Here is an 18,649-nt window from a genome sequence, read left to right on the forward strand (position 1 = left end):
GGGGCGCGGGCCGCCGCGCCCCGGCGCGCCACCAGGGGTACCCCGTTCCGCCCGGGCGGGTTTTTCGGGCCCCCGCCGCCCCGGTTCGGCCGGTGCGGCGGCGACTTCACCCCATCAGCTGACGGTGTAGCCGTACGGGATGCCGATCAGCTCGGCCCCCTCGCCGACGAGCGGGTTGTAGGTGTCCACGTACACGGTGCCGTGCACGCTCGCGCCGGCCGCGGCGGTCGGCGCGATGGTGATCTTGATGGTGCGGGTGGCCCCGGCCGGCACGAACACCGGCTTGGCGGCGGGACCGCCGACCCCCTGCTGCCAGAAGTCACCGGTGTCCGACGAGAAGGCCGGGTCGAACGGCGCGGTCACGATGCTGGCCGTGATCGTGCCGGTGCCGGACGGCGCGCCGTTGGGGAACGGCCCCACGGCGTCGATGTCCGAGGCCCACTTGCCGGTCGCCACCTGGTCGGCCGACGCGCTGACCGAGACGGCGTGGTCGGGCCGGTTGGTGGCCAGGGCCAGCCGCTCCGGCGCGCCCTTGGTGTTGAACAGGTCGAGGTCCACCGGCTGCGAGGCGGTCGCCGACTGGGTCACCTTGGCCGTGTGCGGCGGGATGAGCCAGGTCGGCGGCTTCGTGCCGGAGACGTTGACCGGCAGCGTCACGGCGGAGCCGCCGGCGACCGGCTTCAGATCCACAGTGGATTGCCCGGCCAGCCGCGGGTCGAGGAAGAACCACTGGCCGGTCGACCCCGTGTTGGTCACGTCGACCGAGGCCGTCACGCTCTGGCCGGCCTTGACCGTGGCGGGCAGGCCACTGGCCTTCGCGACCGCGGTGTCGAACCGGACCCTGCCGGTCACCTGCTCGCTGAACTCCTTGCCGCTGACCTGAAGGCTCAGGATCACCAGCAGCTGCCAGCGCCCGGCCTTCGGCTGGTTCACGGTCAGCGTGCCGCCGCCGGTGGCCTTGCTCGAACCGTCGTCGTTCCACACCGACTCGGCGGCGTTCTCGTCGCCGGACAGAATCTGGCCGTCCGGGCTGACCAGGTAGAACTCCATCGGCGTGCCGGGGTCCGGCGCGGCCAGGTCGACGCTCAGGCTCTGGTGGCCGCCCGGCACGTCGAGGTAGAAGCCCTTCTCGCCACCGACGTCACGGCCGACACCGCCGATCACGGTGACGTCGAACTTGTTGTCCTGCCCCGGATTCGCGGGGATCAAGGCGCGACGGTCGACCGGAACGCTCAGGTGCTGGCCGGCGGTGTCGAACTGGATCGACGACGGCACGTCACCGGCCTTGGCCGGCAACGGAACCGTGAAGTCGAACGTCGCCGAGCCGCCGGCCGGGACGACCTTGACCGGCGTGCCGGTGATGCCGGCCGAGGTGAACTTCTTGCCCACGAACTGAATGGAAGCGTTGCCCCGGAAGGAACCCGGCGTCAGCGGCGGCTCCTGGAGGTGCGAACGGCCGTTGCTCCACACCACGTTGGCGGTCCACTTGCCCGGCACCGGGTCGTGCACACTGACGAACTGGTTGTCGGAGAAGCCGAAGTCGTACGACTGCTGCACGAAGCGGCCGCTCGGGTCGCTCAGGATCACCGACAGCTGGCCGGAGTCCTGGGTGCCCGGCCAGACCATCGTCATGTCCAACAACGGGGTCCCCGGCGGGACGGTGAAGGTGACCGGCGCGGCGGCCGCGGCGCCCTGCGGCGGCAGCTTGTCCGAAGAGGACGGTGCCGTGATGGCGATGCTGCGGGTGTCGTTGAACGTGGTGCCACCGACCGTCCGCGAGCTGTCGGTGACGACCTGCGGCCTGGAGCCGGTGTTGGTCAACGTGATCGACGTGTGCTGGCTGCTGCCGGCCTTGCCGGCCAGGTCGATCTGGTCCACCGACGGCACGAGACCGCCCTGCCCGAGCGCGGCCCTGACCGCGGCGTCGCTGTCGACCAGGCCCGCGCCCTGCTGGTCGGCCGGCACGTTGAGGTCGGTGGCGGTGCCGGTCAGGATGCGCTTGACCAGGTCGGGCGACGGCCTGGCGCCGTAGTGGGCCCGCTCGTAGGCCTGCATCACCAGCGCGGCCGAGCCGGCCACGAACGGGGCGGACTGGCTGGTGCCACCGAAGGGCTCGGTGGCGCTGGTGCAGTCGTCCCAGCGCGGATCCACCGTGCACGCGGCCATGCCGCCGTCGCCGGGGGCGACGAGGTCGGGCACCTTGCCGTTGAAGGTGGGGCCGCCGGAGGAGAGACCGGCGATGTTGTTGCTGGTCCAGCCGGGGAAGCCGTAGGCCTGGGCGTTGAGCCGCTCGGCTGTGGTGCCGCCGACCGAGATGATCTGCGAGCCGCTGGACGGCGAGCCGACGGTGCCGGAGATGCCGGAGTCACCGCTGGAGGCCACCACGGTCACACCCGCGGCCACGGCGGCGTTGTCGGCCAGCGTGATCGGGTCGGTGGTGGGGTCCGGGAACGGGTTGCCGCCGAAGGACTCGCTGAGGATGTCCACCTTGTCATGGTTCACGGCGTAGTCGATGCCGCGCAGGATGGCCGAGGTCGAGGTGCCGTTCTCGCCGAACACCTTGATGCCGACCAGTTCCGCGTCCGGCGCGAAGCCCTTGATCCGGATGTCGCAGCCCTTGGGCAGGCTGGAGAACGGCAGCTCGGTCGACAGGTCGTAGGTGCGGGAGCCCTGCGCCGCAAGGGAACTGGCGTCGCCGAAGGCCTCACCGCCGCCGCTGGAGTCGTTCACGCCGTCACCGGAGAAGTCCTGGTAGTCGGTGATGACGTGGCTGCCGTCGGCCCGGATGAACTCCGGGTTGTCCACGTCGATGCCGTCGGCCAGGAACGCGACCTTCACGCCCTTGCCGGTGACCGTCTTCTGGGCCTGCGTGGTGTGCGTGAGGTCAAGGGCTTCCGGCTCCAGCAACGGCTTGCCGGGGTCGGGCGGGCAGATCTGCTGGCCGGGCTTGAAGTCCGCGGTGGTGCGCGGCCGGTTGATCGTCAGGTCCGGCACGACCGCGGCGACGCTCGGGTTGGCGCGCAGGCGATCCGCCTCGGCCGGCTTGACCTTGGCCGACACGGCGCTGACCGTGCTGAACTGCTTGACGTCGGTGGCGCCGTGCGCGGACAGGTCCTGCACCACGGGCTTCTGGTCGCCGGTCACCGCCGCCGACCGCTGGTCGGACTGCACCTTGGGCTTGAGATCCGGATGCTGGTCGCGCATCACCACGATGACGTTCTGCGCGGCGGCCTGTGCGTCGGCGGCCGCGGCGTCGGTGGCGGCGATCGCCTGCGTCGGCGCGATCATCGCCACGAACACCGCGGCGGCCGCCGTCACCACGGCGGGCGCGACGGCTCTGCTCGTTCTCACGTGAGCTCCCCAATCTACGTCTGAGACCGTGCCGATCCTCGGCCGCCGCCTGACCACGCGTCTACCCCCGATCGACTACGGCGCGACCGGGTGCTGCCCGTTCGGCCGAAACCCGCCCGATCGGGCTGTCCGTAATGGCCTGTTTGCCGTCGGTTGAGCGGAAATCAGCCGACTTCCTACCCGTTGGGTCGCAAACGATCGTCGTAGCGGATGAACCCGCGCAGCCCGACCGAGCCCATCACGGCCACCACGCAGGCCAAGCCGCCGGTCCAGATCGCCGGGCGGGCGCCGATCAGGCTGGCCATGCCGCCGGCGCGGATCTGCGACAGCTGCGGGCCCGCGGTGTAGCTGAGCAGCTCGATGCCGGCCAGCCGGCCGCGCAGGTGGTCGGGAATCGTCTGATTCCACATGGTGCTGCGGAAAAGCCCGCTGACGCAGTCGGCCGCCCCGGCGATCACCAGGCAGAACAGGACGAGCCAGACCGGTTGCGCCCAGCCGGCGCCGGCCATCGCCAACCCCCACACGCCGGCGGCCAGCGCGACCATCAAGCCGTGCCGATGCACCTTCGACGTCCACCCGCTCGTCAGGGTCACCGCCAGCGCGCCCACTGACGTGGCCGCGTACATCAGGCCCAGCGCCCACTGCGCGCCCAGCTCGTCGGCCAGGAACGGGAACAGCGCGTTGGGCATGGCCAGGATCATGGCGGCCAGGTCCACGAGATACGTGCCCAGCAGATCGGGCCGGCTTCCCGCGTAGCGCAAGCCTTCCAGGATGCCACGCAACGACGGTTTGTCCGCATCGGACAGTGGCGGCACGGCTTTCAGCTGTGCCAGCAGGACAAGCGCGATGCCGAAGGACACCAGGTCACAGCCGTACGCGATGGAGACGCCGAAGGTCGCGGCGATCAGGCCGCCGATCGCCGGGCCGACGATCGCGCCGACGCTGAACCTCATCGAACTGAGCGCGATCGCCGCCGTCAGCTGATCACGCGGCACGATGCGGGGCAGCAGGGCATCCAGCGACGGCCGTTGCAGGCCGTCGAGCGCGGCGGCCAGCGCGACCACCACGTAGATCAACCACAGCATCGGGTGCGGCAGCAGGGAATTGGCCAGCAGCACCAACGACACCACACCGAGGCCGGCCTCGGACAGCAGCACGATCCTGCTGCGGTCCATGGCATCGGCCAGCGCCCCGCCGTACAGCCCGAACACGATCATCGGCACCAGCTCGACCAGGCCCATGGCTCCGACCGCCAGGTACGAGCCGGTGAGCTCCTTGATCTGCAACGGCACCGTGACGTAGGTGATGAAGCTGCCCAGCACCGAGATCGCGCCCGACGACCACAGCAGGCGGTAGTCGCGCGAGGTCCGCCACGGGCGCAGGTCGAGAACGGTCACGAAGGGTCATGGTGACCGCCGGTGGCGCGGCCGCGCCACCGATTAAGGGATGCAGGTGACGCCGCTGGCGTCGATCTGCGGCCGGTCCGGCGTCACCGTCGTGGTGGCGGTGCTGCCCGGCGCCATCTTGAACTGCGGGCTGCCGGCGACGCCTTCGGCCGCGCCGGAAGCCGGCCCGTGGTAGGCGTTGCCCAGCAGCACCAGCACGTGCCCGGGGCTCACCGAGGAGCTGACGGCCATCGGCAGGTCGCCGAGCGCGGTCGCCACCTTCTGCGCGGCGGCCTTGTCGCCCGACGCGTACTCGACCAGCGAGGTCGCCCGCTTCGCGTTGGCGGTGAGCACATCGCCCTTGCCGTAGCCCTGGCCGACCATGAAGGTCGACACCCGGCCGGCCAGGCCGCCCATGGTGCTGGCGTTGCTCACGTCGACGGTGATCGACGCGTTGGCGCCGGGCGCGGTGGTGGTCGAGGTCGTGGTCGGTGCGGTGCTGGTCGCCTGCTTGCCGACCTTGCTGAACAGGGCCTTGACCCAGCTCTGCACGTCGGTCGGGGAGACCAGCACGACGTCCGCGCCGCCGACCTTGCCGTCGACATTGGTCACCGGCATGGTGTTGAAGGTGATGCTGCCGCCGGACAGGCCCTGCATCTCGCCGGCGAACTCCAGCAGCTGCCAGCCGGAGTCGACGACGACGGCGTTCTGCACGGCCTGGATGATGGTGTTGAGCCGGCTCGGGTTGGTCAGCACGCCGGTGGACAGCATCTGGTGGGCCAGCGAGGCCAGGAACGCCTGCTGGCGGTGCTCGCGGTCGAGCTCGTTGATCAGGCCGTGGCGCTGCCGCACGAACTGCAGCGCGGCCACGCCCTGCACGGTCTGCTGGCCGGCCTTGAACCGGGCGCCGGTCATGTCGTCGTAGGTGTCCTTGAGCAGGCACACCGGCACGCCGCCGACGGCGTCGCTGATCTGCGCGAAGCCGTACAGGTTGACCTCGGCGTAGTGGTCGATGGTCACGCCGGTGAGCGTCTCGACGGTGCGCAGGGTCTTGCCCCGGCCGCCGTCCATGCCGGCCAGCGTCAGCTTCTTCTGGTCCTTCTCGCCGCGCCGCTGCGCGTCCTGCTTGGCCTCGTTGAAGCCGTAGCCGAAGGCTGCGTTGATCTTGTCCTTGCCGTTCTCGCCGTCGATCGCCACCCACGAGTCGCGGGGGATGGAGAACGCCGACGCGGCCGTGCCGTCGCCCGGCACGTGCACCACGATCAGCGTGTCGGACTCGATCTCGCCGTCGTCCGGACCGGCGCTGAGCGAGGCCAGCAGGGCCGGCGGCAGCGGGTCGCCGTGCGCGTCGGTCCGGCTGTCCATGCCGACCAGCAGGATGTTCATGTCCTGGCCCGGCGTCTTCGGCGTGGTCTTGGTGTCGATCACGTCCGCGTGCTGAATGCCCGCCTCGGCGTTGGAGATCGTCGACCAGCCGTAGTACGTGGTGCCCAGCACGAGCACCGACACCGCGGCCAGCACGCTCTTGCCGCCGATGAGGGCTATCCGCGCGCCTGTGCCCACCATGCGACCAACCCACCCCTTCGTCGAACCCACGCCCGCACCACCGGAACTCTTCCGGTCCCCGAATGCTGTTCAGACGCCGTCCGGACCAGGCTGGTTGCAATGCGCCAGGCTACATGTCGGGCAGGACGCCCCCTGCCCGTCGTGAGGACGGAGTGAACTGACTCTCACCGCGAGGGTACAGAAGTGTGAACCACCGCCGCCGTGGCGAGGTCGGCAATGGCCGTGCCGACCGACTTGAGCAGCGTGACCTCGCCCTGGTCCAGCCGCCCGGCGACGGCGCCGGAGCACAGGTCGAACAGGGTGCCGCGGACCTTGGGCGAGATGCCGGCGGCGGCCGGCTGGGCCAGGTCGCCGGATTCGGTCAGGGCCGTTGACGTGTCGAGGAAAACCGACGCGTCGGCGATGAGGGCATCGTCGCCTTCCCTTGTGTACGGCGTGAAGCTCCCCGCGAGATGCACAAAGGTGCCGGGTTTCACCCACGCGCCGGGCAGCACCGGCGTCGAGGTCGCGACTGTGGCGCAGACCACTGCGTCCGCGGCGGCCAGCGCCGCCTCCAGATCTGTGACGGCCGCCACCATCACGCCGTCGCAGACGAAACCGGCACTCTCGCCCAGCACCAGCAGTCGTTCGAGGTCGAACACCGCCTGGTACGCCTGCGCGGTGGCTCGCGCGTAACGGTCCTCGCCGATCACCAGCAGCGTTTTCGTGTCCGGCCGGGCAAGGTAACTGGCCGCGAGGGCGGAGACACCGGCCGTGGCGCGCCGGGTGAGCTCGCCGCCGTCCAGCACGGCCAGCGGATGCCCCGTTCGGCCGTGTGACAACAGATACGTCGAGGAGTACGACTCCAGGTCGGCGAGCACGTTGCGCGGAAAGACGGTGCTCACCTTGACGCCGAGGTAGTTCCGCGTCCACGAGGCGCCGATCAGCATGGTGGCGTCGAGCTCGTTGTCCACCCGGTGCCGGTGCCGCTGCGGCGCGACGGTGGCCCGCTGCCCGTGGGAGAACGCGGTGCGCAGGGTCGGCACGAGCACGTCGAACGACAGCAGCTCGCCGATCCTTGCCGCGTCAACGGTCAGCACCGCTCGGTGACCCCCCGGTTTCGGGCGTCCTCAGCTCACCTGGTGTGACCGCAGCGGCCCGACCTTCAGGCCCCGATGGTCGCACTCAGCGAGGATGCGCGGCAACGCGCCCAGGGTCGCCGCCCATGAACCCGGCACGGAAGTGCAGTCGGAGTCGTGCAGCAGGACGGTTCCGCCGCCGCGCAGGCCCTTGGCCACGGTGGCGTAGACGGAGTCGGGGTTGGCGCTTTTCTCCCAGTCCCGGCCCCAGGACGTCCACAGCACGGGCGTCAGGCCCAGTGTGCGGGCGGTCAGCACGGCGGTAGTGGACAGCACCCCGTACGGCGGCCGGTACCAGCGCGGGACCACGCCCGTGACCTCGCCGATGTACTCGTAGGCGCGGGTGATGTCGTCACGGGTGCCCAACGGCCCGCGCAGCACCAACATCCGATGTTCCCACCCGTGCACGGCGATCTCGTGCCCGGCGGCGACGATCTCCTTGCCCAGCGTCGGGTTGCGCACCAGCTCCTGACCGAGCAGGAAAAACGTGGCGTGCACGTTCTGCCGGGCCAACACGTCAAGAAACCGTGGCGTGGCAACGGGATGCGGGCCGTCGTCGATGGTGAGAGCCACCCGTGTCTGCTCACCGACACCGCTGAGCCGCGGCGCGATCCGTTGCCGTAGGGGGGCGGACGCCAGGACCGAGGGCAGCGCGTGCGCCAGGAGCGCGGCGGCCGCGCCGGCCAGCACGGGACGGATCATGCCGACAGCTCCTCGATCGACGCCTGCCGCACCGAGTGCCGGTGCGCCAAGGCGGCCAGCGCGTCCAGGGTGGCGCCGAGGTCGCAGTCGCCGGTCGACTCGACCAGGATCACGCCCCGCATGCCGTGCCCCATCGCCGCCCCGCAGTGCACCGTCGCGGCCGGCACGATGATGCGTTCCCGGTGCATGGCAACGATTCCCAGGTCGACGGCGTCCAGTTCGCCGTTGCTGACCATCAGCCGCGGCGACCGCCCGGTGACCGCGGCGATGCCCGTGGCCACCTGCCCGATCGAGCCGCGGCCGGTGAAGACGCCGGTCTCGTAAGGGGCTCCGTCGGCCGCGTTGACGATCGTGACGCCGGCCTTCGCCAATGCCCGCACGGTTTCCGGCTGGGTGCGCAGCACGGTCGTGCTCACGGCCGCTGCGCCGTGGGCGATGGCCAGCTTGTGGATGGTCTGCTTCGACATCGGTTTTGTGCTGTCCACGGCGACCAGGACGTAGACCGCGCCGCCGCGGCGGCTGGCCGGCCCGATCGACTGGAAGCCGCCGGCCACCGCCAGGCTGACGCCCACCGTGGCCAGCCATAGCACCGCCACCGTGGACGCGGCGGCCAGCGCGAGCCGCCGGCGGCGGCGGACCGGCTCGGTGTGGCCCATCTCCGCGTCCAGCGGCACGCTCGGGCAGGTCGCCGACAACGCCGCCTCGGTCGGCCTGGTGGCCAGCGCCCGCGCGAGGTCGTTCTCGTCACGGATCCAGGGCACCAGACCGGCTTCGTCCAGCGCGGCGGCATTGGTGCGGCCGTGGCCGGCCAGGCAGCGGTAGGTGATCACCGGCAGCCCGGTGGCCAGCGCCTCCAGGGAGCTGAGGCCGCCCGCGTTCTGCACGACGATGTCGCAGGCACGCATCAGCGTCGGCATGTCGTCGATCCAGCCCAGCGCGATGCCGTCGGCCAGCTCGCGGCGCAACGTCTCGTTCTGGCCGCACAGCACCACCGGCGTCGCGGCCCCGGTCGCGGCGATTTCCCTTGCTGTGTCGGCAATGTCGCCCACGCCCCAGGACCCGGCGGCGACCAGCGCCAGGCGACCCTCGGCCGGCAGCCCGAACTTCTCCCTGGCCCGCAGGCGTTCCGCGTTGCTCGCGGCCGGCCGGAACGCGGGGCCGACCGCCGGGCCCGTGACGACGATGCGCTTGGCGCCCAACTGACGGGCCTGCTCGGCGGCGACCTCGTGCAACGCGATGTGCAGATCCACGTGCGGCGCCACCCAGAGGCGGTGCACGGACATGTCGGTCAGGTACGTGACGACCGGAACGGTCACGCGGCCCTTTCGCCGCAAACGGCTCAACGTCTGGCTGGGCAAGGGATGCGTGGACACCACGAGATCCGCCCCGGCCACCACTCGGCGCAACGGCCGGCCGGTCACGCTGAACAGCAGGCAGATCAGCCTGGCGAACAGGCGTGACCGTTGCAGCAGCTTGAGCAGGACGTCCCAGCTACGCGGCACGGCCAGCAGCTGGCGCAGGTAGGCCGCGCCCAGCGCTCGTCCCATCGAGCCCGGCAACAGGTCCAGATAATCGTGGATGTCCACCCTGTGGCCGTGTTCGGCCAACCGGCGCGCGAGTTCCCGCGCCGCGCCGTCATGGCCGGCGCCGACGCTGGCGGACACGATGACGACCCGGTTCACCTATCTCCAGCCTCGCAAGGGATCCCGGCCGCGACTGACCGGACGCGAGGAGACTAGCGAATTCCCGATCTTCGGTTGAGCTGGCCTCGCCTACCCGGCGGCGGCGTGGCTGTGGTCCTCGGTGCTCCACCAGGTGTCCAGATGCCGCCGGAGCACCCCGTTGAACAGGCCCGTGCAGCGCTGCACCACGTGACCGGCCGGCTCCACCGGCACCAACCAGCCGTCCGCCGCCTCCACCAGCGCTTCCGCCGTCTTCCACAGCGCGCCGCCGAACACCGTGCGCTCGCCCGGATCGTGCTCGGGCCCCTCCCGGCCGCCGACCACCACCGTCATCATCGTCTGCAACGCGGCGATCGCCTCCAGGTCCAGCGGGGCCTGGCAGGCCGGGGTCTCCTTGCGGGCCGCCTCGGCGCAGCGCTCCGGCACGTCCCAGGGCGGCGGCTCCAGATATCCCAGGGTCAGCTGGTACTCCCGCAGGAACTCCGCACCCGCCAACAGGCAGCCCTGGTCGTACAACTCGACGAACTTGCCGGCCAGGTCCTCGACCAGCGAGCTCCCTTCGACCAGTTGGAACAAGGGCGGCTCCACCAGGACGATCGAGGACACCAGCGTCGGCGCCAGCTGCGCCGCCAGCAGCGCGCCCGCGGCCGAACAGCCGTGCGCGACCAGGTGCGCGGGGCCGTTGTCGTCGAGGAGGTCCAGCAGCATGCGGGCGTCCGCCGTCCAGCCGGCGTTCGAGGCCCGGTCGGTGATGGCGTAGCCGGGGCGGTCCACGATGCCGAGGCACATGTCGTCGGCCAGCTGCAACTGGCCGAGCCAGCTGGTCGAGCCGGTCATCGCCATGTCGTGCAGCAGCAGCACGCGGGGTTGGTCCGGTGAGCCCAGCCAGAGCACGGCTCCCGGGTCGTCGGCCAGCGAGCCGGGATCGGGATCTGCGTTGCGCACCGCCCACCTCCTTCTCGCCTCGTTCGTGCCGGTAGATACCGCTGAGCGAGGCCAGGAGTTCAATCCTCGTTCTGGCTGGCCAGCACCCGGGCCACGCCGGCCCGGTTGGTGACGCCGAGCTTGGCGAAGATGTGCGTCAGGTGGGTCTCCACCGTCCGCACGCTGAGCACGAGCTTCTCGGCGATCTGCTGGTTGGTGCTGCCGGCGCAGACCAGCTCCGCGACATCCAGCTCCCGGGGCGACAGGGTGTTGGCGAGCGCGCCCGTGTGCGGGACGCGCACCCCGAGCCGGCGCTGCTCCCGCACCGCCGTGGCGTGCAGCTCCGTCGCCTCGCAGACGTTGAACATGGCCGCTGCCGCCTGCAGTTCTCTGAGCGCCTCGTCTCGGCGGCCGTCGCGGGCCAGGCACGTGCCGGCGTGCAGGCGGGCCGTCGCCTCCCACAGCGGCATGCCGATCCGCTCCGCCGCCGCGGCGGCGTTGAGAGCCTTGTCGGCGTCGTTGTCGGCATACGCCGCCGCCATGTCGCGGAAGACGACGTCCACGTCGAGGCGGCCGTCGGCCAGGCGGTCGGCCTCCTCGGCCCAGTGCTTGGCGTGGGCCGTGTCGGCCTTGGCCAGCAGGCAGCAGCTGGCCAGCCGGGTGTACGGGTCGATCTTCGGCAGGTGCTCGCGGATCTCCTCGACCGCCTTGGCGTGGTTGCCGGCGTGCACCTGGGCCAGCAGCAGCTGGTTGCGGGCCAGCGAGGCCAGGGGCGGATGGGCGTCGCCGATCGCCGCGATCGCCCGCTTGCCGGCGCGGACCGCCGTCCCGTGCTGGCCGCGCCAGCTCTGCAACTGGCACCACACCCCGAGCAGCGCGCCCCGGATCCCGGCCTGCGGGTGCATCGACTCCAACGCCTCCTCCACCGCGGCGAGGCCGTCCGCGGTGCGGCCGGCGACGACGTAGGCGAAGGACAGGCCGTGCAGCAGCTGCGGCATGAAGTAGAGGTGGCCGTTGTCCCGGGCCAGGTCCACCGCCTTCGTGAAGTGGCGCAGGGCCAGCCGGTGCTGACCGATCAGCACCTCCGCCCAGGACAGCATGTGGATCGCCGGCAGCCAGGTCAGGAACTCGTCGTCGTCACTGGCGTCCACCATGCGAGCCGCGTCGTTGACCGCCTTCACCGCGTCGAAACGGTTGCCCTCCACCGTTTTCACGTATGCGTTCAGCGCCGCGAAGGGCACCGTCCAGCGGTTGCGGTCGTCGTCCGGCGCCGCGTCCAGGAACGGCTTCGCCGTGCGGGCCTCGCCCTTCATCGCCGCGTCCAGCACCAGTTGCAGGCGCAGCGGCGGCGCCTCCGGCTGGCGGTTCAGCTCCGAGGTCAGCAGCAGCCGCGCCCAGTCGTGCTCGCCGCGCAGGTGCGCCAGCAGCGCCGCGAAGGCCGCCGCCGGGGCCCGGCTGTCGTGGTCCTCCGGCATCGTCTTCAGCGCGGCCCCGAACATCTCCAGCGCCGGCATGATCCGGCCGCTCACGCCGTGGCAGAAGGCCAGCTCCGTGCGGATGTCCACGTCGTCCTCGGTCGCCAGCTGCCGCGCCGCCTCGTACCAGCTGGCCGCCTTCGCCGGCTGGTTCGTGGCGATCACCCTGGCCGCCGTGACGAGCGTGTCCCTGGCCTCCACGTCGCCGTACTTCGCCGAGCGGACAACGTGTTCCGCCCTCCTCGTGGCCGGCGCCCCCACCTTCGCCAGATACGCCGCGATGCGCGTGTGGGCCCCATGCCGCCAGCCCGCCGCCGCCCCGTCGTAGGCCACCTGGCGGAGCACTCCGTGCCGGAACCGGAACCGCCCCGAGCCCTCCACCTCTCGCAGCACGTCCCGGGCCACCAGGTCGTCAAACGCTTGCAGCACCGCCTGTTCCGGCACCTCGGCCACGTGCGCGATCACCGACGGCTCGAAGCTCTCGCCCGCCACCGCCGCCGCCTTCGCCACCAGCGCCTCCGTCGTGCCCAGGCCCGCCAGCTCCCCCGCCAGCGTCGCCCTCGCCGACTCCGGCAGCTCCCGGGCCAGGGTGTCCAGGTAGAACGGGTTCCCGCCGCTCTCCTCGTACAGGCGATTCCTCGCGTGCGGGCTCACCGTCGGCCCCAGCAGCTGGTCCACATCCGCCTTCGACAGCGGGCCCAGCTCGATCTTCACCGCCTGGTCCGCCAGCGCCCTCGACAGCCGGAACGACACCTGGTGCGGCCGGTAGGCCAGGACCAGCAGCATCGGCGCCGGCAGCGGGTGGCGCACCAGGTAGTCCACCAGCTCGATCGTCGCCTCGTCCGCCCAGTGCACGTCGTCCAGCACCACCGTCGCCGGCGCCAGCTCCCTCAGCAGCGACCTCATCGCCCGGTACAGGCGAGGCTTCACCACCTCTTGGTTCGGCTTCTTCGACAGCACCGGGAACGCCGACGCCAGCAGCTGCGTCTCCGCCTCGCTCAGCCTGCTCGCCAGTCCCGCGTCCACCCGGTCCACCAGGGCATCCACCAGCGGCGCGAACGGCGCCTCCCGCTCCTGCTCCACCGCCCGGCCCTTCAGCACCAGGCGCTTGCTCGTGAACTCCCCCAGCAACCTCGTCTTGCCCGCGCCCGGCTCCCCCACCACTTCCACCAGCCGGAACGCCGTCTTCGCCTGCGCCGCCACCTCCTCCAGCCGCGCCAGCTCCGCCGCCCTCCCCACCAGCGGGCGCCTCTCGAGGTGGTCCACCGCCAACCTCCGTCCGCGCCGTTCCCCCTTAGCCAGTCAAGAGCCCTCCCCCGCCGGCTGGATACCCGGCCACCCATGACCGTGCATATGCACGCAGGTCCAGGATGATCCGCCCGGGCCAGAAGGACAACGCACACACCCTCCGCTATTCATTGACTACCCACCGTAGCATCCCTCGCCATCGCCGCTGATCACCCGCCCGTGACGCACTGTGTCCAGCCCGACAGCCCAATGCGGCGGCAGCCTCCCCACCCGAGGCGCTATCGTGTGGCCCACGGGCCGTTAGCTCAATTGGTAGAGCTGCGGACTTTTAATCCGTAGGTTCTGGGTTCGAGCCCCAGGCGGCCCACACTCCAGCCCCTGACTACAGGCACCCTTGCCCTGGTCAGGGGCTTTTTGCTGCCCATCGGAGGCTGAACCGCCTAGTCCCTTCAAGATCAAACCCGCGTTTACCCCACGGAAACGGCGACATCCTTGCTGGCCAGGGGGCCCTTAACCCGGCGCCAATCGCCTCGACCCGGTCCGATTGACGACCTCGCCCCTCTCCCTGGCTCAGATCCCGTTGCCGGACATACGGACCAGCTTCCGCGCTGTCCTCGTTGGCGCGTCGCGCCGGCGTTTCTCGGCCCGCGTTCGGCCTAAGACCACGCCGATCGTCATACACTCGGTTGACTACACATGGTTGCAGTCCGGCGACGGGTCGTCACCGTTGTCGGTACGATCGGGAACCGGCAGGAGGCGGGCTGCGTCCATCTACCCGGCACTGGGGGCGAGCGACGGGGGCGCGGCATGGCGAGGATCGACACGGGCAACGGGACGCGCTTCGACCCCAAAGTCGTTCGGGAGGCGATCGACAAGCTTCAGTCGATTCCGGGTGACGTCCGGGACAAACGTCGGCTGCCAAGCTGTACGAGACCTGCCGTGCGCTCGCGAGCATGGGGTAACCACCGATGAGCAAGATCCACACCAATCCCGAGCACCTTCGCCGGTCCGGCACCAAGCTCGGCGGTTTCGGCGGGAAGCTGGCCGAGGGCGGTCAGAAGCTGGACTCGGCCGGACAGCGCCTGCTCTCACACGCCAGCAGCGACCGGTCAGGGATCGGCAGCGTAATCAGCAAGGCATTCGGCACGGGCATACAGGTCACCGGCAAGGTCTTCGGCGAGGGTGGCCGCGTCGTCGAAGGCGCGGGCCAGCGACTGCGCACCACCGCGGATCTGCATGAGCAAGCCGACCAGCACGGTGCGGGCCTACTGGAGAAGCTGCACCCGGACACCAAAGGCAAGGCCGGCCCGAAGGGTAGTGCCACACACAAGAAGTCTCCGTCCACCAAGTCCGCGAGCGACAAGGATCGGACTGCCACACGGCTGCCGGGAGGCAAGGAGGGCGAGCGGACGCGGATCAGCGGGGATCTCTTCGGCACCGAAAGCAAGGCCACAGGGCGCCGAGGCGACGCCACCACAGATCCCCAATTTCCGCAGAAGTACCGCTATTCGACCGGTCCCACCGGTGCCCGCAACGGCCCTGACGGCCCCGTCCAGACGCGATACCTCACCCACCCAGACGCTGACCTGGTGGACAAGCGAGACCTCGCGCAAGCCGCCCTGAAGAAAGCCCAGCTGGCGCAAGGCGGCGCGGGAAGCGACTCACCGTTCAAGCCCGGACTGCCGGCCGACTCCGACGAGGTCAAGAAGCTCCTCCACGGCGAGGACGGCTACGCCGGCCTCGGCAAGGACGACTGGAGAGCCCGCTACTACCACGGCAAAACCCCCGAGGGGTACGACGACTACGATTGGCCCGACAAGACTCGATACCCCGACGGGTTCTCCAGCTCGGAGGATCGACTTCCAGTGGTCCTCGAACGCGGCTCAGTCATCGACCGCTTCGGCGATCCCAACGGACGGTACCTGTCCCCCGCGGGAACCCCCTTCAACGACCGTGCGATCCCGGGTGACTCGCTGGACAAGGGCTACCACCGATACGAGGTCGTCAAGGAGATCCCGGCGTGGATGGGCGGGATCGCCCCCGCCATGGGATTCCCGGGCGGCGGGATCCAGTACCTTTCCCCGCACCCCGTTGAGGATCTGGTCCTCGCCGGCTACTTGAAGGAGATCTGATGGTCGTCTTGATGGACACGGTGGGTGGCTTCCTCGACCTCCTGGGCGTCGCGGCCGACAAGTACGCCATCGGGGGCGAGGCACACGAACGATGGTGCCTGACCGCCGAGGACGACGGCACCTGGCATGTGTTCTGGAGCGAACGCGGCAGCAGGTTCGACGAAGTGCCCTTCGCCAGAGAGGAGGACGCGTGCGTCCACCTGATAGGTCGGTTCGCCGTCCAGCAACTGACGCAAGGGCTCTTGCAAGCGAGGCCGAACTAGACCTGTGCGAATCACCGGCTGACAACCGCCACCTTTCACTGCGCAAACCTCGGGTGGAGTAGATCCATTGCAAGGCAAGGGAAACAGGGCCGACAGCGATCAACCACAACAGTGGACTGGCAGCCCGTAGGTTTCGGGTTCGAGCCCCAGACGGTCACAGGTCAGCGCGTTGCGGGGTCCGACCGTCATCGTTGAACCCCGCGGTTACCCCTTGGGCTCGGTCAGCGCATCGTCGAGCGCTTGCGCTGCTGCCCGGCTGAGCACGCCCCGTCCCATGTATCCCATATAGACGTCCTGGGTCATCGACGGCCGGGTGCAGGGAAAGCGGTCAGGACATGCCGTCGGCGACGCGGCGCACGGCGGCCTGGTCGGCGACGGTGGTGGTGGCGGAGGTCAGCTCGTCGCCGAGGGTGGCGGTCTTGTCGGCGCGGCCGCCCTCGATGTCGCGCTGGGTGGAAGCGTTGGTGGCGCCGGTGATGTGGTGCTGGTGGGCCTCGCCGACGGCGCCGGCGAAGGAGCCGGCGTTGTTGACGTCGCCGAACGGATGGGCGTCGACGGAGACCCCGCTCAGGGTGCGGGCGGCCCCGGCGGCGGCCTCGCCGGACTGGCGGTTCTTGGAGGCGCCGTCCCGGAGGCCGCCGGAGTCGTACTTCATGTCCGACATCAGCTGTCCTCTCCGAGGACGCCACGGGCGGCCCGCTGGCCGCTGGACCACACGTCGTCCTCGACCAGCCAGTCGGGGTTCTCCCGCGTCTTGTCGCGGTCCTTCTCGCCCTTGCCGGCCTGCATCCCGGGCACGTAGCCGCGCTGCCCGGAAGAGCCTTCGGCCTCACCGGCCGCGGCCGTCGCACGGGCGCGAGCCTTGGCCCGGCCGGTCCACGTGGACTCCGGCTCGGCCAGGGCGCGGTTGCGGCGGGCACGAGAGCCGGCGCCACCGCCGATACCGCCACCGGCGCCGGCCTGCATGGGCGGCACGTAAGGACGTCCGCCCTGCTGTGCCTCCTGCTGAGCCAGGGCGTTGGCCGCGTATGCCTTGGCCGCCATGGAGTTGCCTGCGGTCTGGGCCAGCTGCGAGTACGCCGGGTTGGCGGGGTTCAGGCTCGGCGGCACCGTGCCGCCGAACAACGGCTTGCCACCAAGGGAAAAGAGCGGGTCGACGGAGACGCCGCCCCCGCCACCGCCGCCCAGCGCCAACGGGCCGGGCGTGCCGCCGGACAGCCCCTCCAGGCGGGACGAGTACTGGGTCACGTCGCCGAAAGGCTTGCCCGTCACGGGATCCACCCAGCGGCCGCTGGTCGGGTCGTACTCCTGGCCGCTGCCGGGGTCGATCAGGTAACCGGTCCGGGGGTCCTTCACCCAACCGGTGAAGTCCTTGCCGTCGGAGCCGATCACCGAGGAGTGCGGGTAGTCCTCCTTGCCGGGCAGCTGCGGCGGCGTCTGCGTGGTGTCCGTGGCGATGGGGCGTCCGTCGGCGGTCGGCGTCGTCACCGTGTGCGTGTCGACCGGCGTGCCGACGGTCTTGCCGGTGGACCCAGGTCCGTCCGAAGTGGACGTTTTCGTGGCGCCGGTTCCGGTGCCGGAGCCGCCGTTGGTGACCGGCGCGGGCGGCACGGTGCCGGGGTTGAACTCGTTGTAGGCGGCGGACCACTTGTCGATCTGGGGATTGAGCACGGCGGCGCCCTCGGCCTCGGCCGCCTTCATGCCGTTGACCTTGCCCATGGACAGCGCGTCGTCCGGCCCGACGATCTTGTCGATCTTCTGGGAGACGGTGGCGTACTGCTCGTGCGCCTCCATCTGCGCGCTGCTGCCGACGGCCCCGGCGTTGGCCAGCCCGGTGCCGACGGTGTTGGCCTGGTTGGCGACCTGGTTCATCCAGTTGGCCACGGGCGTGGCCCGGGCCCCGAAGTTCTGGTACGGCGTGCCCTGCTGGGCGGTCACCATGTCGCTGGTGCCCTTGAGCTGGTCGGCCGCGCTCAGGCACGCGCTGGCGAAGTTGCGCCAGGTGTCGGCGACCTGCTTGAGGCTGTAGGGCTGGCCGCTCTGGATGACGTCGTAGGCGTCGTAGAAGTCGTAGTCGGCCATCATCGCCCGCCGTTCGGGGCGCCGTTGTTGGCGGCGTGCGTCGTGTCGGCGTTGGCCTGGATGGCCATCTGCCGCGCGGCCAGCGTGCGGGCGGCGAGATCCTGCATGTCCAGGCCGACCTTCGCCAGCTCGGACTGCAACGAGGTGAACATGTGCGTGAGTCGCACCTGCGCGGACAGACCGCCGTCGATCTGGCCGAACGCCCCGGGTGGCGCCAACGCGTTCCTCAACTGGTTGACGAGCTCGTCGCCCCCCTGCTGCTTGAGCCGGCTGGCCGCCTCGTTGAGCAGGTCGGGGTCGAGCACGACCTTCTGGTCGTCAGACCACCCGAACAGCTGGTTCCCCATGGATGCCTACCCTCCCCGCGGGACGCCGACCAGACACCGGAGCCCCCGGTGTCCGCGTCGGGTCGACCCGATCAGCCTCGAATGACGTTGCTCATGTTCCGGTTCGTCTCGGTGGCGATGTCGCCGACCTTGCCCACCGCCAGCTGCTGCGAATTGAGCTGCGCCGTGTACTGCTCGGTCTTGCGGTGGTACTCGTTGGTGCGGTCCTGCAACGAGGAGCCGGTCAGCGAGTCGAGCGCCTCGGAGACGGTGCTGGACAGCTTGCTGCGCACGCCTTCCCACACACCGTCCCAGTCGGACTGGTGGCCGCGGGTGGCCGAGGCGATCTGCGAGATCTGCTCGGTGTTGAACTCGATGTAGTCGGTCATAGCCGA

General features: G+C 70.5%; 14 protein-coding genes and 1 tRNA gene. 3 read left to right on the forward strand and 12 right to left on the reverse strand.

Features of this window, described 5'->3' with window-relative positions; translation table 11 throughout:
* Positions 1-114: 114 nt before the first annotated feature.
* From AB0M73_RS42405 to AB0M73_RS42440, 8 genes are all read right to left on the reverse strand, one after another.
* On the reverse strand, positions 115-3,351 hold the full coding sequence (locus AB0M73_RS42405; protein ID WP_363904152.1) for a S8 family serine peptidase: 3,237 nt from the start codon (positions 3,349-3,351) through the stop codon (positions 115-117).
* Between the two features lie 176 nt (positions 3,352-3,527).
* On the reverse strand, positions 3,528-4,748 hold the full coding sequence (locus tag AB0M73_RS42410) for an MFS transporter (RefSeq protein WP_363904155.1): 1,221 nt from the start codon (positions 4,746-4,748) through the stop codon (positions 3,528-3,530).
* A 42-nt stretch (positions 4,749-4,790) separates the two neighbouring features.
* Positions 4,791-6,302, reverse strand: coding sequence for an LCP family protein (locus AB0M73_RS42415; RefSeq protein WP_363904158.1), 1,512 nt, complete (start codon positions 6,300-6,302; stop codon positions 4,791-4,793).
* A 164-nt stretch (positions 6,303-6,466) separates the two neighbouring features.
* A complete protein-coding gene (locus AB0M73_RS42420; protein WP_363904160.1) occupies positions 6,467-7,381 on the reverse strand; it encodes an ornithine cyclodeaminase family protein in 915 nt (304 codons plus the stop codon).
* Positions 7,382-7,411: 30 nt separating this feature from the next.
* A complete protein-coding gene (locus AB0M73_RS42425; protein WP_363904163.1) occupies positions 7,412-8,122 on the reverse strand; it encodes a polysaccharide deacetylase family protein in 711 nt (236 codons plus the stop codon).
* Positions 8,119-9,804, reverse strand: coding sequence for a glycosyltransferase (locus AB0M73_RS42430; protein ID WP_363904166.1), 1,686 nt, complete (start codon positions 9,802-9,804; stop codon positions 8,119-8,121). The genes AB0M73_RS42425 and AB0M73_RS42430 overlap by 4 nt, the downstream gene beginning before the upstream one ends.
* 90 nt (positions 9,805-9,894) lie before the next feature.
* Entirely contained in the window at positions 9,895-10,749 is an 855-nt protein-coding gene (locus tag AB0M73_RS42435) for a hypothetical protein (protein WP_363904169.1), read from the reverse strand.
* A 59-nt stretch (positions 10,750-10,808) separates the two neighbouring features.
* Positions 10,809-13,469, reverse strand: coding sequence for an AAA family ATPase (locus AB0M73_RS42440; protein WP_363904172.1), 2,661 nt, complete (start codon positions 13,467-13,469; stop codon positions 10,809-10,811).
* Between the two features lie 276 nt (positions 13,470-13,745).
* On the opposite strand from AB0M73_RS42440, the gene AB0M73_RS42445 reads away from it, so the two are divergent.
* From AB0M73_RS42445 to AB0M73_RS42455, 3 genes are all read left to right on the forward strand, one after another.
* Positions 13,746-13,818 (forward strand) — tRNA-Lys (locus tag AB0M73_RS42445).
* A gap of 601 nt (positions 13,819-14,419) precedes the next feature.
* Positions 14,420-15,583, forward strand: a complete 1,164-nt coding sequence (locus AB0M73_RS42450) for a TNT domain-containing protein (protein WP_363904175.1) — start codon at positions 14,420-14,422, stop codon at positions 15,581-15,583.
* Positions 15,583-15,846, forward strand: a complete 264-nt coding sequence (locus AB0M73_RS42455; RefSeq protein WP_363904178.1) for a hypothetical protein — start codon at positions 15,583-15,585, stop codon at positions 15,844-15,846. Before AB0M73_RS42450 ends, AB0M73_RS42455 begins: the two co-directional genes overlap by 1 nt.
* Positions 15,847-16,174: 328 nt before the next feature.
* Here AB0M73_RS42455 and AB0M73_RS42460 read toward each other — a convergent pair whose 3' ends face one another.
* The 4 genes from AB0M73_RS42460 to AB0M73_RS42475 form a co-directional block, all read right to left on the reverse strand.
* Positions 16,175-16,510: a hypothetical protein gene (locus tag AB0M73_RS42460; protein ID WP_363904181.1), complete on the reverse strand. Its 336-nt coding sequence runs from the start codon at positions 16,508-16,510 to the stop codon at positions 16,175-16,177.
* Positions 16,510-17,928, reverse strand: coding sequence for a hypothetical protein (locus AB0M73_RS42465; protein ID WP_363904184.1), 1,419 nt, complete (start codon positions 17,926-17,928; stop codon positions 16,510-16,512). Before AB0M73_RS42465 ends, AB0M73_RS42460 begins: the two co-directional genes overlap by 1 nt.
* Positions 17,928-18,275, reverse strand: a complete 348-nt coding sequence (locus AB0M73_RS42470; RefSeq protein WP_043721060.1) for a hypothetical protein — start codon at positions 18,273-18,275, stop codon at positions 17,928-17,930. Before AB0M73_RS42470 ends, AB0M73_RS42465 begins: the two co-directional genes overlap by 1 nt.
* Positions 18,276-18,346: 71 nt before the next feature.
* Positions 18,347-18,643 (reverse strand): hypothetical protein, encoded by a 297-nt coding sequence (locus AB0M73_RS42475; protein ID WP_043721058.1) that lies wholly within the window; start codon positions 18,641-18,643, stop codon positions 18,347-18,349.
* Positions 18,644-18,649 lie beyond the last annotated feature (6 nt).

Origin of the sequence: Kutzneria sp. NPDC051319 (assembly GCF_040682195.1) — a bacterium.
GTDB lineage: Bacteria > Actinomycetota > Actinomycetes > Mycobacteriales > Pseudonocardiaceae > Kutzneria.

Coding starts and splice junctions, on each gene's coding strand:
- AB0M73_RS42415 (WP_363904158.1), bottom strand. CDS start 6,302: ATGGTGGGCACAGGCGCGCGGATAGCCCTCATCGGCGGCAAGAGCGTG.
- AB0M73_RS42425 (WP_363904163.1), bottom strand. CDS start 8,122: ATGATCCGTCCCGTGCTGGCCGGCGCGGCCGCCGCGCTCCTGGCGCAC.
- AB0M73_RS42450 (WP_363904175.1), top strand. CDS start 14,420: ATGAGCAAGATCCACACCAATCCCGAGCACCTTCGCCGGTCCGGCACC.
- AB0M73_RS42455 (WP_363904178.1), top strand. CDS start 15,583: ATGGTCGTCTTGATGGACACGGTGGGTGGCTTCCTCGACCTCCTGGGC.
- AB0M73_RS42460 (WP_363904181.1), bottom strand. CDS start 16,510: ATGTCGGACATGAAGTACGACTCCGGCGGCCTCCGGGACGGCGCCTCC.
- AB0M73_RS42465 (WP_363904184.1), bottom strand. CDS start 17,928: ATGGCCGACTACGACTTCTACGACGCCTACGACGTCATCCAGAGCGGC.
- AB0M73_RS42470 (WP_043721060.1), bottom strand. CDS start 18,275: ATGGGGAACCAGCTGTTCGGGTGGTCTGACGACCAGAAGGTCGTGCTC.
- AB0M73_RS42475 (WP_043721058.1), bottom strand. CDS start 18,643: ATGACCGACTACATCGAGTTCAACACCGAGCAGATCTCGCAGATCGCC.